The organism is Variovorax sp. dw_954, assembly GCF_018449755.1.
Taxonomy (GTDB): domain Bacteria; phylum Pseudomonadota; class Gammaproteobacteria; order Burkholderiales; family Burkholderiaceae_C; genus Variovorax.
The window spans coordinates 1-427 of sequence record NZ_JAAVVD010000120.1 but is presented as its reverse complement, the minus strand read 5'-3'; the positions used below and the strand labels follow the sequence as shown (position 1 = coordinate 427).

Annotated in this window: 1 protein-coding gene; it reads right to left on the bottom strand. The window is 67.0% G+C overall.

What is annotated here, in order from left to right; all coding sequences use genetic code 11:
• Nucleotides 1-427, bottom strand: a 427-nt coding sequence (locus tag HB681_RS37790) for a UxaA family hydrolase (RefSeq protein WP_213960002.1), incomplete at both ends; no start/stop codon positions are given.

The following is a 427-nucleotide window of genomic DNA, read 5'->3' as shown; positions in this document are numbered from 1 at the left end:
CGCGGGCACCGTCTCGCGCCGGCGCGCGTTCAGGCGCTCCAGGTGTTCTTCCGCCTGCCGCATGATCGACTCGACCATCGACATGAAGCCCACGTGCGCATCGTCCTGCAGGCACACGACGTCGAGCTTGGCATCGGCGCTGGAGCCGACATCGGCCACGTTGCGCTCGTCGATGAGCGGAATGGTGCCCGGTGGCATCAGGCGTTCGGGCTGCAGCTTCTCGCAGCCCAGGCTCACCAGCATCACCTCGCCGCCGAAGTTGGGGTTCAGGCTGATGTTGCGCAGCGTGCGGATCGGGATGATCGCGTCGGGCGCATCGATTGCGACGCCGCAGCCGTAGGTGTGCTCCAGCGCCACCACGTCGTCGACATTCGGGTACTTGGGCAGCAGCTCGGCCTTGATGCGCGAGACGGCGAAGTCGGTGACC